Consider the following 1056-nt stretch of genomic DNA (forward strand, 5'->3'; position numbering starts at 1 on the left):
TTATATGCTTTCAGCGGTTATCCCGTCCGAACGTAGCTACTCTGCGATGCTCCTGGTGGAACAACAGATACACAGTGTCCCTTCGGGCCAGACGAGTTTTGGCTAGGCTTTCGCTCCGCCAAACTCGCATTCTCGCTCCCTAAGGATCGCTGCGAATGGTTCGACCAACCCGGTTCTCCTCTGAACTGATTGGGAAGATAGGGGCGTTTCCCCCACCACTTTGTTAACAAATTGGTGGGGGGGGAGGGGGACCGGGCTCTCCCTCGACGAGGGCGCTCGGTCGATCCCTAACGCGGGTTATTTTTTTATTAACAGAAAATTACAATACGTCTAAAATTTACCGATATAATACTGCAATGTCATATTATCCTTAACCTCATCATGAGGAATAAGAAGGTATTTCCAAGGTTTACCAGAATATTTTTTAGTATGTTGCGTAGCATATTCACACCACTTAAAGGCAGCCTCCTTTTTATTCAAGACTTCCTCAGATGTCATTTCATCCTTCGCTTTTGTTTCGATCAGTAGTAATACTTCATTACATTCCGCAACAAAATCGGGTATGTATTCCTGATGCAAGTTTCCTAATCTATAAAAAATCTGGAATTGCCCCTTTGCAGGCTTAAACCACTTTAAACTTTCTTTCTCTAAAACAACAGCAAATCGCCTCTCTGTATCTGAAGCAAATTTAGTTCTTGAATAAAGACACTTTTCAAATCCGCTGAAGATTATTTTATTGATTTTAGATTTATCAAAATCTGTATTTCTAAAGTTAATTTCTTGCGTGTTTGAAATAACGGTAGCTGCAGTTTGTTTTAATTCTGTAAACCCCCTACTAACTTTAACTTCATATGATGTGTCTTCATCAATCTGATGAGTGAGCATTTGGCTGTGAATTAAATCTGCCAACTGCTTTTGATGATAGATTAGCACATTAGAAATCTCTTCTTCAGTTTTCAGATAGGATGAAAAATGCATTACCTGTATTGATATAGTATTCACCTGACAGCTTCGAAGAAGCAGTGGTCACACATCCTGTAAACGGAAAAATGATTT

At 40.0% G+C, this 1056-nt stretch carries 1 protein-coding gene; it reads right to left on the reverse strand.

Going from position 1 to position 1056, the window contains the following annotated elements:
* Positions 1–330: 330 nt before the first annotated feature.
* The gene (locus EHS11_RS13050; protein WP_167884440.1) at positions 331–978 is read right to left on the reverse strand and encodes a hypothetical protein; all 648 of its coding nucleotides are present in this window, start codon (positions 976–978) and stop codon (positions 331–333) included.
* Positions 979–1056: the final 78 nt, after the last annotated feature.

The organism is Leptospira ilyithenensis (genome assembly GCF_004771005.1).
In the GTDB taxonomy this organism is placed as follows: domain Bacteria; phylum Spirochaetota; class Leptospiria; order Leptospirales; family Leptospiraceae; genus Leptospira_A; species Leptospira_A ilyithenensis.